At 47.6% G+C, this 13672-nt stretch carries 9 protein-coding genes; 8 read left to right on the top strand and 1 reads right to left on the bottom strand.

The genetic code is table 11. From position 1 onward, the window contains the following. Positions 1–79 precede the first annotated feature (79 nt). The 4 genes from ACFQS8_RS06825 (at position 80) to ACFQS8_RS06840 (ending at position 4417) form a co-directional block, all read left to right on the top strand. A complete protein-coding gene (locus ACFQS8_RS06825) occupies positions 80–2881 on the top strand; it encodes a helicase-related protein (RefSeq protein ID WP_382166517.1) in 2802 nt (933 codons plus the stop codon). A 12-nt stretch (positions 2882–2893) separates the two neighbouring features. Beyond that, the gene (locus ACFQS8_RS06830) at positions 2894–3235 is read left to right on the top strand and encodes an RNA-binding protein (RefSeq protein ID WP_382166519.1); all 342 of its coding nucleotides are present in this window, start codon (positions 2894–2896) and stop codon (positions 3233–3235) included. 84 nt (positions 3236–3319) lie between these two features. Next, positions 3320–3664: a ferredoxin FdxA gene (gene fdxA / locus ACFQS8_RS06835; protein WP_382166520.1), complete on the top strand. Its 345-nt coding sequence runs from the start codon at positions 3320–3322 to the stop codon at positions 3662–3664. 231 nt (positions 3665–3895) lie between these two features. Continuing rightward, positions 3896–4417, top strand: coding sequence for a CarD family transcriptional regulator (locus tag ACFQS8_RS06840; RefSeq protein WP_382166521.1), 522 nt, complete (start codon positions 3896–3898; stop codon positions 4415–4417). Between the two features lie 105 nt (positions 4418–4522). On the opposite strand, the gene ACFQS8_RS06845 is transcribed toward ACFQS8_RS06840, so the two are convergent. Next, positions 4523–5386: a thermonuclease family protein gene (locus ACFQS8_RS06845; RefSeq protein ID WP_382166522.1), complete on the bottom strand. Its 864-nt coding sequence runs from the start codon at positions 5384–5386 to the stop codon at positions 4523–4525. A gap of 151 nt (positions 5387–5537) precedes the next feature. On the opposite strand from ACFQS8_RS06845, the gene ACFQS8_RS06850 reads away from it, so the two are divergent. The 4 genes from ACFQS8_RS06850 to ACFQS8_RS06865 all read left to right on the top strand — a co-directional run bounded on the left by ACFQS8_RS06850 (position 5538) and on the right by ACFQS8_RS06865 (position 13570). Continuing rightward, complete coding sequence (locus ACFQS8_RS06850; protein WP_382166523.1) at positions 5538–7310, top strand: autotransporter assembly complex protein TamA; 1773 nt, start codon at positions 5538–5540, stop codon at positions 7308–7310. Continuing rightward, entirely contained in the window at positions 7310–11533 is a 4224-nt protein-coding gene (locus tag ACFQS8_RS06855; protein WP_382166524.1) for a translocation/assembly module TamB domain-containing protein, read from the top strand. The genes ACFQS8_RS06850 and ACFQS8_RS06855 overlap by 1 nt, the downstream gene beginning before the upstream one ends. A gap of 125 nt (positions 11534–11658) precedes the next feature. Continuing rightward, entirely contained in the window at positions 11659–12453 is a 795-nt protein-coding gene (gene pgeF / locus ACFQS8_RS06860; protein ID WP_382166525.1) for a peptidoglycan editing factor PgeF, read from the top strand. A gap of 181 nt (positions 12454–12634) precedes the next feature. Continuing rightward, entirely contained in the window at positions 12635–13570 is a 936-nt protein-coding gene (locus ACFQS8_RS06865) for a ribose-phosphate pyrophosphokinase (protein ID WP_382166526.1), read from the top strand. Positions 13571–13672: the final 102 nt, after the last annotated feature.

Genomic DNA, 13672 nt, shown 5'->3' on the forward strand with positions numbered 1-13672 from the left:
GTCCGCCAAGCACTAGCTTGGCGCGACTTAAGTTTCGCGATGATCCTATCGCAACTAATACACGTCTATGGAGCCATCAATGACCACTAGCATGAGAAATGTGCGTGCGGTCTTGGGGCCGACAAACACAGGAAAAACCCACCTCGCGGTTGAACGCATGCTCGCACACGATAGCGGCATGATTGGCTTGCCCCTACGCCTACTCGCACGCGAGGTTTATGATCGTCTTGTAAAAATCAAAGGCGAGCGCCTCGTTGCACTCGTGACAGGTGAAGAGCGCATCATTCCGCGCAATGCCCGTTATTACGCCTGCACAGTTGAGGCGATGCCACTGTCCATTCCGGTATCTTTCATAGCCATTGATGAAATTCAGATATCTCGAGATCCTGATCGCGGACATGTTTTCACAGATCGCATACTCTATGCTCGTGGCCAACATGAAACCATGCTGCTTGGCGCTGACACAATGCGGCCAGTCCTTCATGCGCTTGACCTCAAAGTGGATACAGAACATCGCGAACGCTTTTCAACGCTCACCTATACTGGACCACTCAAACTCACCAAACTTCCCAAACGTTCCGCCATTGTCGCCTTCTCTTCAGAAGAAGTTTACGCCATTGCTGAATTGCTAAAACGTCAACGCGGCGGGTCTGCCGTTGTTATGGGGGCATTATCGCCACGTACACGCAACGCACAAGTTGCGCTGTATCAGTCGGGTGAAGTTGACTACCTTGTTGCGACAGATGCTATCGGCATGGGGTTAAATCTTGACGTCACGCATATAGCCTTCGCTAGTCGACGAAAATTTGATGGGCATCGCAGCCGTTTTCTCCGCGCTGACGAAGCCGCTCAGATTGCTGGACGCGCCGGTCGTTTCAAAGATGACGGCACATTTGGCGAGACAAGCGACTGCATCCTCTTTGAAGAAGAAGATGTGCAACGCATTGAACACCACACGTTCGACCCCGTGGATTTCCTCTCTTGGAGAAACTCCAAACTCAATTACGAAAGTTTGGAAACTCTCTCCGATAGCCTACACAAACCGTCACCTCACCGTAAACTCAAACGCTGCCCAGACGCGCTTGATGAGATCACTTTCCAAGCCTTACGTAACGATAGTGAGATAAAAGATAGTGTAAAATCACCAGAACACGTCCGCCGCCTCTGGGATATTTGCACTTTACCAGATTTTCGCAAACATGGCCCAGATGCACATGTTCGCCTTGTGCAATCATTTGTTGAAAAACTAATAAACCCCAATGCTCGCCTACAAGATGTCTGGATAAACAAGCAGTTAGACAAGATTGATAACATGGAGGGCGATATAGATACCCTCCAGTCAAGGCTTGCATCCATCCGCACTTGGACGTATGCCGCCAATCGTACGGATTGGGTCCAACACACAAAAATTTGGCAATCTCGTACAAGAGACATTGAGGATAGGCTATCAGATGCGCTACACGAGCGGCTGGTAGAAAAATTTGTAGACCGTCGCACGTCGGCGCTATTGAAGAGTCTGAATTCGGAGGAAGCTATGGAAGCAGGCGTCGGCCTTGATGGAGAAGTCGTTGTGGAAGGTCACAGTGTCGGACGATTGGATGGATTAACATTCAGTCCCGCAGTGACAAGCCAAACGCTAGAAGGCCGTGCAGTACGCAACGCCGCTTATAAAGCCCTCAAAACACTCATAGAAGAAAAATTAAACACTATTAGCGCTGCTGAAGATGGTAATTTTTCTTTACTCGAAGACTATCGCATTACCTATCAAGGCCAAACAATTGGCCGCATGGTACAAGGAAGCCACTGGCTCTCGCCAAGTGCTGACCTTGTCGGCGCTCCCGATGCTGAAACAGGCCTTCGCGCAATGGCTGAAACGCGCTTGCGCAAATGGCTTGCCGATCACATCAAAGAAGTATTGACGCCTTTGTTTGATCTACAGGCAACTTTAAAATCAGGACGCCTCACTGGATTAGCACGTGGTGTCGCACACCAGCTCGTTGATGCAGGTGCCGCTATAGATCGGCGCAAAGATGAAGTGGCCTCATCTCTAACACGTGATGACCGCGCCGCCCTTAAAGAAGTTGGTGTTCGCACGGGGCGCATTGCAGCCTACATGCCGGGGCTTCTAAAACCAGCTCAAGCTGGATTGTGCCTGAAGCTACGCGCACTTGGCACTGACTATGCGCCAATGAAGCCACCTTCATCGGCATCTTTCAAAACCGAAAAAGGATGGAACCGCGCAAACCTTGAGGCAGCTGGTTATGTGCGCCTCGGCCCCCGCGCAGTTCGCGCAGACATGGCTGAACGTCTTTCATGGACATTAGGCCAAGAACGTAAAAAATCAGAAACATCTACATTTGCGATCCCACCAGAGCATGCAGCTCTTGTTGGTTCTCCTGCGGATGATTTCATCGAAATCTTGAAGGCGATGGGTTTAATGCCCGCGCAAAAAGATAAAGAGACCGGCGCAATCATTTTGTGGCGTTTTTCTTCAAAGCAATATGTAAATGAGAAGCGCAAACAAAAACCAACAGAGCCTACAGCACGTGAAGTAAAAGCAATGGCTGATAGTCCATTCGCAGCCCTCGCTGCTTTGACTATGCCCAAGGCTGAAGATGCACCCGCTAAACCTAAGAAGAAGCGCAAACGCAAAAAAGCGAAGCCAAAAGATGACGCAGCTTTGGCAGCTGAAAACACTGCTATCGCAGTAAGTGAGCAAGCTGAAGACAGCGCAGCAACACCTGCGCCACAGGATGCAAGCGCCCCAACATCAGCAGAGGTGCAGGCTAACACCGCAGACATAGCAGAACCTCTCAACCAAGCCTCCACCGAGGCCACTGCCGAGAATGGCGACGCTTCAACAAAGGAAAAAGAAGCTTAATGCGAGGCGTATTTGGCTAAGACAAAGCATAACGCGGCACACGAAAATTCTGATACTGACGTAACAGACAGGATGCGATTGGATTTGTTTCTACATCGCATCCGCTTTTTCAAAACCCGCGCTTTAGCCACGACTCAAATCTCCAAGAAAAGCGCACGCATCACCCGAAATGGCGAAACGCGGCGCACAGATAAACCGTCTGCAAATATTTTTATTGGAGATATGGTGAGCTTTAATTGCAATAAGGAAATCATCACACTAAATGTGATAAAACTTCCCTATCGACGTGGCCCAGCCCCTGAAGCACAAGCTTGCTATGAATTATACGAGGAACAGTCAGACAAGCGCGGCTAAACATGCCTACTAGCTTTCCTCAATTGACATGAGCCCATAAATTTTGGATGTCACCCTCTAAACAACACACTTGGAGTACCTCCCTTGACCTATATCGTCATCGACGCCTGTATCAAATGTAAGTACACAGACTGCGTTGAAGTCTGCCCTGTGGACTGTTTTTACGAAGGTGAAAACATGCTGGTCATTGATCCGGAAGAATGCATCGACTGTGGTGTATGTGAGCCTGAATGTCCTGCTGAAGCTATCGTTCCGGATACAGAAGATTCCAAAGACGGAAAATGGTTGAAGATCAACACAGAGTATGCAGCCAAATGGCCAAACATCACCGTCAGAAAAGATGCGCCCGCAGACGCAGACGAGTGGTCACAAGTCAAAGATAAATTTGGTGAACATTTCTCAGATAAGCCAGGCACAGGTGACGAATAGACGTCTTTAGCAAAATCCTGTTTCTGTTAAGGTTTTGGCACAATATCTAGGTAAACATTACCAAGAAATCACCAAGACTTGAACAAAACCCTAATTTTTGCTATATTGCTGCTTCTGCTGCCGAGCAGATTAATAATAGTACCGCGCCAGATAGTCCTAATCGTGACACCTCCCTAGTGTCAGCGAATTGGGTTTTTTTGGCCGTTAGGTTGAGTAAAGGAAAATTGCGGAATGGCGAATCAAGCAGGAACCGGGTCAACATTTGAAATTGAGCAGCACATTGTATACCCAGCCCACGGCGTAGGCCGCATTACCGCTGTAGAAGTACAAGAAATCGCCGACATCAAACTCGAAGTTTATGTTGTTGCTTTTGAACAAGATAAATTGATCCTACGTGTTCCAACCGCAAAAGCCAAAAGTTCAGGCATGCGTTCACTCGCCTCAACTAAAGTTGTAGGCGACGCAATCAAAACTCTTGGTGGACGTGCGCGTATTAAACGCACAATGTGGTCACGTCGCGCTCAAGAATATGAAGCAAAAATCAACTCAGGCGACTTAATTTCTATCGCTGAAGTTGTTCGTGACCTTCACCGCGCTGAAGATCAACCAGACCAGTCTTACTCTGAACGTCAATTGTACGAATCAGCTTTGGACCGTATGGCACGCGAGCTTGCTATCGTTGAAAACATTGAGCACACAGAAGCCGTCGCGCGCCTGTCTCACTCATTGGCACAACGTGCAGCCGCTGCATAAATAGAGCTTTACTCTATTTAGCACGATAAGTTTAAAGGCGTTCTTCTTTGAAGAGCGCCTTTTTCTTTGCTTCAGAAAACCCTGCCCACTCCATAGAAACGGGCATCAGATCAATTCAAACTGTCCCCAATGGTCCGGTACTAAAAAGGCACCCCCAGAATAATTACCAGCGGCATTCTTTTTGCGTCTGCTTGAGGAACGCACCCTTATCTCATTGCCAACGGCAATAGGCAGACGCTCATCAGATCGCGTTAGACCTAAGCCTAGGCTCAACCGCAGCATGCCATCATTGCCAGCCTCACAAAAACTATCTGCCTGCAATGTCTCGCTAAGGTGTGAAACTCGCCCCTCAACAATCGCAAGGCCATATGGCGCGCTTGTCAGATCATTTGGAGACAATAATTGATACTCAGGCAGCGCCCACAACCCCGCTTTCTTTTCTCGCGCCTTTGCCTCCAAAGAATATAAATCGCGCACTCTTGCAGCATTGTCCGCCCAGCTTCTCACACGCGCACAACCTTGCGAGATCATAGCCCCATTCAGCCACACCATCGCGCCCAACTCATTTTCAACAAATACATGGGCGATAGCCCGCGCATATTTATCTCGTGTTAGTCCGCCATAAAATAGCTGACACTTACGCCCAATCGCTGCAAAGGTCAGTGCATTTGCTGCCTCCTCTCCAAACGCGTCAGCTTCGCGCTGCTTCCATGCTTTGCGAGGTGCCTCAATAGCCGCCAGCCGCACGGAAAGTCCGGTATCCAGCACTAAAGAATCACCATCACGCACATCCTGCACTCGCCCCGTTTCACCAGCGGTTAAACCCGCATGAATAGCCGGTTCAGTTCTACAATTTGAAAGGAATAATGCCCCGCCCAGTCCCGAAAGAACTAGTCGCCTATTAAGGGAAGTTTCGGATGTTTTTCTTGCATGAATTGAAGGTTTGGCAATGTATTTGGAAATTTTCATAGCGAATGCACTAAATCTTTCAGAAACGTTCCAAATTGCGCCATATATTCGCGTCAAATTCTACGAATACTCAATACTAAGAGACTAATTTATATTAGTAGAAATAACTAGATACGCTGCTTAAGGCGATCACCCCCTTAAAGACACCTGTATGACCTATATCGCCCCCTTCTTTATATCAATTGCACTCTGCGTGGGCATCAGCACTACAGCACACGCGCAATCTGTAGAAATAACAGGAGAAGGTGTTGATGATGTTCTGCGTAGTGAAATCTTCGCATTGCAAGGGGAATTGGAAGCACCAACAACGAAGTTCGCTGCCCGCCGCCAAGCGCGACGCACCGCTACAATTGCGCTTGATGTTCTAAATTCAAAAGGCTGGCTAGACGCTAAAGCTGATATTGCCGTGGAAGCAGGCCCACCCTTGCGCCCGCTTGTTCGGATCAATAAAGGCCGCCGCTTTACGATCAACACTGCAACTTTGAAACTCAGCGATGACTTCATTACACAACGAGACCTGCCCCCCCTCGAAGTTCGAAAAGGTCAATTTGCGCAAGCCGACACAATTATCAACGAAGAATCGCGTTTGCTTGGTCGGTTAAAATCAGATGGTTTTGCCTATGCAAAAAAAGGCGAACGCCTTGTTATCGGGGATCGTGAAACTGCAAGTATAGATCTCACATACAATTTCACCTCCGGTCCGAAAATCTGTCTCGGTGATGTTGTCACACACAATCCAGGGCGCACCCGCACCAAAATCCTAGAAACACTATCCCCCTATGAATTTGGAGATAGATACAACACCGAAACCATCGCAGAATACAAAACCCGTCTTTCCCAAACTCAGCTTTTCACATTCGTCAAAGTCGAATTATCTGACACCCCATCCCAAGAGCTTCTACCTGAAGCCAGTCAGGAGCAGGTTAGCTCATGCCAAATTCGTGATGTAGAGGTCACGTTAGAGGATGGATCGCGTCGTTCTGTTTCAGCTGGTGCCAGCTTTGCCACGACGGAAGGTTTGGGTCTGCAAGCAGGCTATGAAATGCGCAATTATTCAGGGCGCGCAGATACAGTAAATCTGGATTTACAACTCAACAATCTAGAACAATCTCTATCTGGTCGCTGGAAGCAGCCCTTGAAGGGTGGCTACCGCCATGCTCTTACATTAGGGGCTTCAATCGGCAGTATCCAAACAGATGCTTTTGACCGAGACGCGCTAACCCTAAACGCTCTGTATGAACGCCCTTGGATTAAACACTTTGATGTGTTCGCTGGCATAGGCGGCGAAATCGGCAAAGAAACTCAAGACGGCACAGAAAAAGATTTTCAGATCATCTCTGGGCGTGGTGGATTGCGTTTTGATAATACCGACGATGCTCTAAACCCATCTCAAGGCTTACGCGTGCAATTAGGGGCAGAGCCGGCTTATTCTATCGGTGATGCAGAGGGTCAATTCTTGACCACAGATTTGATTGCACGCGGTTACTTGGGGTTTAACGAAGATAAACTCATCTTGGCGAGCCGTTTAAAAGTGGGTGGAATCGCAGGGTCCTCATTTGCAGACATCCCATCCAGCCGACGTTTCTACGCCGGTGGTGGCGGTTCTGTTCGCGGATATGCCTATCAAGCTATAGGCCCGCGCAATGATGAAAATGAACCCATTGGTGGTCGAAGCCTTGTTGAATTAAGCCTTGAAGCCCGCCTTCGATTTGCCAACAATCTCGGCATGGCCGTTTTTGTCGATGCGGGTGAAGTGGGTGCCAGCGAAACGCCCGCATTTTCTGATTTCAGAATGGGGGCTGGCTTAGGTGTACGATACTATACCAGCTTTGGTCCACTTCGCTTTGACATTGCAACCCCGATAGACCCACGCGAAGATGATGAAAGCGTGCTTGTTTATCTTAGTATCGGGCAGGCTTTCTAATGCAGTTTATTCCAACGCCCCCAGACCAAGACGATACCGGAACACCCGATATTCCGCGCAGAAACCCTCGCGTAAAACTGGCAATCAAAGTCATAGGCTGCGCGCTGCTTGGCTTACTCATTCTTGTGATCGTGCTACGCGCACTCATAGCAAGCCCAATCGGGCGCGCCATTATCGAGAACCAAATTGAAAGTCACACAATCGCCGGCCAGAATATCCAAATCGACGGATTTCGTGGCGATGTCTTGGGAAATTTTGGTTTCTCCAACCTGACCGTCACTGATGCCAATGGCGTTTGGTTAGATGCAGAAGATGCAGAATTACAGTGGAAACCCCTAAAACTTCTCTTCTCTAAAACACTGCACATCAAAGCAATTAATATTGCTCAGATCAACGCCGCAAATAAACCCGAATTTCCTCCCTCAGCGCCCAAAGAAGAACCAGAGCCGAAAAGCAGCAAACAAAGCTTTATCAAACGCATCATTGTTGAGGGCGTTCAATTCCCGCGTATCTTTGCAAGTCAGAATACTGGCCTCCCCCAATCGAGCCTAAACCTAAGCGCCAGTGCGGACGTGGGCACATCCAATAGCTTTTTTAAACTACACCTTAAAAGCTCCGGCGCGGATGACACCGGAAATTCCACATCTGAATCGAAGGACACAGCAGACATTGACCTAAAATGGAGTTTGAAAAAACTCCTAAATGGCCATGTCACGCTAGACATTCCGAACAATGGTTTCATCGCCAGTTTCTTACCCAAACCTCTCGAAGACAATCTATCCGTAGATTTTACAGGCAAGGGAGATTTGAAAAATTGGACCGGAAACGGAACAGCCTTTCTAGGGACTAGAAATATTCTAAGCATTGATGGCGTGAGTGAAAAATCATACGCCACCCTTAACGTTCTGGCTGATCTAGAAAATGTAGCGCTCGCCAATGTCGTCACCCAAAGATTGGGAAGCACGCTGAACGCCAATATCGAAGCAGACCTCAGTAAATTGAAAGCAGCGCCGCTGCAAATCGCTTTAACATCGCGCGCACTTACATTTGAAACCGCAGGCCTCGCCAATCTACAAGACCGCGAAATGGTGGATAATTGGACGGTAAACGCCGATATTCTCTCTTTGCCAATGCTCACTGGGCAAACTGATCTAAATGCAGAGTCAACGAAATTTGATGGTGTTTGGAAATACGCCCCTAAGCGATCCAACCTTCAAGGTCGGCTCTCAACTCAAAACTTTAAATATGCTCAGCGCAGTGTCCAAAGCGCCAATATTGAATTTGATGCAGCTTATGCAAACTCCCAACTTGATCTCACGACAAATCTACAAGCAAAAGCTCCAATTTCTGGGATTAGCCAAGCCGACGCGATGCTGGGAAAGCAACTCAAGGCAGATTTCACCGGCACCTATGACACAGAGGCAGAAAACCTCACCATCAAACGCCTAGCACTCACATCAGACGCACTCACCACTCAGGTAGCAGGCAAGGTATCACGCGCAGGACAGACAGCTATCACGCTACAGGCAGGCCTAAGTGATATAGGCAAACTTACGGACCAACTCTCCGGTCCTATTTCTATCAAAGGCAAGCTAAACCGGGCATCCAGCGAAACCGATTGGGTTGCAAATTTATCATCCGACAAGAATACTCTCGTCAGCCAAAATGAGATGATATCCAGCCTTCTTCATGCCGATACACGCTTGAATGCAAAAGCAAATATTAGCCCCAAGAATGCGATAAAATTCAATACAAACCTGCAATCAGGCACAAACATCATTGCTGTGACAGGTCAATTGAGCGAGCAAAACCTTATCTCCGATATCTCGGCCCAAATTCCCGTCTTCCAAACCGAAAGCCTTAATTCTACCGGCATCCGTTTGGACACAAAAATCAATGGCCTATTGTCAGACCTCTCGCTGGATTCGACACTGCAGATCAATACGCTTGAAAGTGGAAGCAATAGTTTAGAAAATGCATCCGCGCTCATAAAAGCTAATATTAAACAAGGCGATACTACCGCCAACATTCAAATAAACGCGCTTGCAAATACCTTTCCGCTCACTGCTTCTACACGCATTTCAACAGAGGACGGCATCAAGCTCGATGACCTCATAGCTCAATGGGCTGATCTGGAATTGACGGCAAATGCAAGTCTATCTGACGAGAATTCGCCCAATGCAAATTTCAAAATTTCTGGTCCGCTCGAAACTCTTGGAATCAAAGGAAATATTGACTTTGACGGTGTGTTTTCTGACCAATTAATCGACATTCAAGGGGCTGCAAATAATATCGAAGTGTCAGGCACTAAGCTGAAATCCACACAATTATCAGCTAAAGGAAATCTCCAGTCCTTGAACTTCACTTTAGCAAGTGCAGGCACGACCAAGCTGGTGGACCCCGACACACCACTAAAAATAGACTTAAACGGCACCTACTCTACCACCGAAGAATTCAAAAAATTGTCCCTTAGAGTCAAAGGACTAATTGACGAAGAAACCTTTGGAACAACCTCTCCAACATTAATCACCAGCACGGCTGAAGGCGTTGATATTTCGTCTAATCTCAACATCTTCGGCGGCCTTATGTCAGCGGACATCCAGAAACTAGATAATGCATTAAATGCGGATCTGTCGTTCTCAGATATTTCCTTTGAACGTCTCACTTATCTTCTCGGACGTGAGAACTTAGAGGGAGCGATAAATGGGGAGATTTCTTGGCAGGGACAAGCTGCAGATAGTACCGGAAGTTACACCTTAAGCCTTGAAAATGCAGGAAATAAAGGCGACTCTATCGCTCACATTGATTTATCATTCGTTGGTGAATTCCTCGACGGGCACCTCGTCAACATTTTCGAAGCACGAAACGGGTCAGACCTGAACATTGATGCGATTTTGTCTGTCCCGCTGGATGTCACTGATGGAATACCCGCCCTCAACACAACGCAGGACGCCAGCCTTGATATCGGCGCGCTGGGAAAACTAGAAGCCGCTTGGGCGCTAGCAGGTACAGACAGTGTCAGCTTAGCAGGTTTTTTTGATCTCAACGCGCAAGCAGAAGCGCCCCTTTTTGATTTGCGACCAACAGGTCAACTCACTGTTTCTGAAGCGAGTTTTGAACATGATCGCTATGGCGCACGCATGAAAAACATTCTTGCAAACGTTCATGTTGATGCCGCTGGAATCGAGTTGTTAAAAATGAATGCTTCGGGAATTGATGGAGGAAGCATAGATGGTGCAGGCAAGCTATTCTGGGACCCAGGCCAGTCTTCCGCAATGCATGTCGATTTCAATAAATTTGGTGCTGTCAAACAAGACGGCCTTAGCGTCAATCTTTCTGGTCGATTAGATGTAAATCGCGCCACCGAAGGTATTGATATTAAAGGTGATCTTATCGTAGATGAGGCCCATGTGAACATCGCACAATTTGGTAGCTCCGGTGTCAAAACAATTGATGTAATCTTCAAAGACGAAATCAACGAGGATGAAGAGTACGAGCCTCAAATTTCTCCTACATCGAAAATGTCCCTAGATATCGACATTAAAGCCGACAGGCGCATCTATGTCACAGGGCGCGGGGTGAATATTGAACTCGCCGCCGATACACATATTAAAGGCACTTTGAAAAAGCCCGATGTACGCGGAACATCCAATATTGTAAGAGGAAATTTCTCTCTCTTAGGAAAACCTTTTGACTTCACGACAGGCGTGGTTCGTCTGGAAGGCAATCCCGCAGATGCTGTTGCCAACCTAAAAGCGGATCGAACGTCCGATGGCGTAACTTCCACAATCACCGTTTCGGGTAATGTCCGCGCGCCTCAAATCAGCTTTTCTTCTTCTCCAAGTCTTCCTGAAGATGAGATTATATCTCGTCTACTCTTTGGACGTTCCCCAACCCAATTGAGCGCTATAGAAGCAGCTCAACTGGCGGTCGCCGTCGCCAACATGGCTGGTGATGGGCAAGGCTTTGCACCTTTATCAGAGCTACAAAATGCAATTGGGTTAGACCGTCTCGTCATCTCTCAAGATGCAAATAGTAACGCGCAGCTTGAAACGGGAAAATACCTCTCAGAAAACGTCTATGTTGAACTTCGCAGCCGCGCGACTGGGCAGTCAGACCTCGCTGTTGAATGGGAGCCTGTAGATAATGTTGAAGTCGGTACTGTTTTTGGAAATGAAACTGGTGCACGCGTTTCTGTTCAATGGAAAAAAGAGTTAGACTAATCAATAAGATATCGTGAGGACAAACTTCTTCGCAGACTCTTTAACCAAACAAAGATTGATCGGTTTGCGAGTCTATTCCATACAAGATATCTCTTAACCTAAACACCAATTTGTTTGAATTATTCATGGCTCAATCCCCGTCACGCGCGCCCTATATAGAATCACCCGCCCTCTCACCCTTCACATTGAATTGGCGACACGGTTTTTTCGGACGTGAGGGCGGCGTGTCCACGGGTGTATACAAAAGTCTCAACACTGGCCCAGGCTCTAGCGACCAAGGAAACAGAGTTAAAGCAAACAGAGACCGTATATGTGTGACGATGGGTGCACTCCCTGGCCGCATGATCACCTTGCGCCAAGCACATACAAATAAAGCAATCATTGTTGACGGTCCCCTTTCTGTCGCCCAAGCACCCGAAGCAGATGCTATTGTCACAGCAACTCCGGGCCTCGTTATCACCGCGCTGGCAGCAGATTGCGCACCTATTTTAGTTGGTGATCCCAAAGCAAATGTTATTGCTGCCATACATGCAGGCTGGCGCGGCGCTGTCACAGGCGTCATAGAATCCGCTATAGAAAGCATGCAGACTCTCGGCGCATCTCCAGAGAATATGATTGCAGCTATAGGTCCCTGTATTAGCAAGGAAAGTTTTGAAGTCGGCCCTGATTTTGAAGCTGCATTTTTGGATGTGTCACCTTGGTGTGCAAACTTATTTGAAGACGGCGAAGGTGACCGTCTAAAATTTGATCTAAAACAATATTGCAGTGCACGCCTTATTCGTGCGGGTGTTGGAAAAAGCGAAATTATCGCTGATGACACATATTCTCAGCCCGAAAAGTATTTTTCTTATCGCCGCTCAAAAGCTGAAGGTGCGTCAGACTACGGACGAAATGCATCTTCAATCATGCTTGTTGCCTGATATCTCGCTCCAAAAGTGTGTCGTATATACAAATTACAGGATTTATCTGTCCTGCGGCCGTTTAGACGGTTGCGGTATAGCTTGGATTAAGACAAAACCCTATGAAATCGGACCTGTCGGGGATTAGACCTAGATTTGGGGCAGGATACAGACTGAGTGGAACCTTTGGGCGATGGGCGAAATGAAACTTATTACATGTAATTCCAATCCTGATTTGGCAAAAGACGTTGCGTCATATCTGGATGCGAGACTAACCGAAGCTGAAGTTAAGACCTTTGCAGACAACGAAGTGTTTGTACGCATAAATGAAAATGTGCGTGGACATGATGTCTTTCTCATTCAGTCAACTTCAGCACCGGCAAATGACCATTTGATGGAATTGCTAATTACGTGTGATGCTCTTGTACGTGCTTCAGCACGTCGTATCACTGCCGTGATCCCATATTACGGATATGCGCGTCAGGACCGAAAAACTGATGGTCGTACCCCCATTTCAGCAAAACTCGTTGCAAACCTAATTCACAAAGCTGGTGCAGATCGAGTTCTAACAGTTGACCTACACGCAGGACAAATTCAGGGATTTTTCGATATCCCAACTGACAATTTGATTGCTGGTCCTGTATTCGTTCAAGACATCAAAGAAAAGTACGGCTCCAAAGATCTCATGGTCGTCTCTCCGGATGTCGGTGGTGTGGTACGTGCGCGCGCTCTTGCAGATCGCTTAAACTGTGACCTTGCAATTGTTGATAAGCGCCGCCCTAAAGCCGGTGTCTCCGAAGTTATGAACATTATTGGAGATGTGAAAGACCGCGCATGCATTATGGTCGATGACATGACCGACTCTGGTGGGACACTTTGCAACGCTGCCGATGCTATGCTGAACGCTGGTGCAAAATCCGTTTCTGCCTATGTAACACACGGAGTTCTATCTCCAGGTGCAGCCGCACGGATCGATAAATCGCGCTTGAAAGAATTGGTGTGTACAGATTCCATCGCAGCAACAGCAGAAGTTGCATCAGCGAAAAAAATCCGCCGCGTCTCGATTGCACCTCTTATCGGTGAAGCTGTGCGCCGGGTTGCAAATGAAGAATCTGTATCGAAACTATTTGACTATTAAGTAAAAACGACAAACAGAAGCCACGGCATTCTGTCTCGAATTGATACACCAAACATGGAAAAACGAAAACGCAGCTCCGGGCAAGGAGCTGCGTTTTCTATG

This window comes from Hirschia litorea, from assembly GCF_042665075.1.
Lineage (GTDB): Bacteria > Pseudomonadota > Alphaproteobacteria > Caulobacterales > Hyphomonadaceae > Hirschia > Hirschia litorea.